Here is a 204-nt window from a genome sequence, read left to right as displayed (position 1 = left end):
TGGCTGCTGGGCGGCGCGGGCCACGACCGGCTGTGGGGCGGGGCCGGGGCCGACCTGCTGGAGGGCGGGGCGGGCGATGACATCTATGCGGTCGACACCCCCGGCGACCGGACGTTCGAGCGGCCGGGCGAGGGCTGGGACCGGGTCTGTGCCAGCGTCAGCTGGACGCTTGGCGATCATGTCGAACAGCTGACGCTGGGCGGC

1 pseudogene is annotated in these 204 nt (G+C 75.0%); it reads left to right on the top strand.

Annotated elements, in window-relative coordinates:
* A pseudogene (locus tag DSD19_RS21145) lies at positions 1–204 on the top strand (glycoside hydrolase); the annotation flags it as partial.

This window comes from Rhodovulum sp. BSW8 (assembly GCF_003314725.1).
GTDB classification, from domain to species: Bacteria; Pseudomonadota; Alphaproteobacteria; order Rhodobacterales; family Rhodobacteraceae; genus Rhodovulum; species Rhodovulum visakhapatnamense.
Note: the sequence above shows the minus strand (reverse complement) of the source record. Positions and strands in the feature narration are given on the sequence as shown.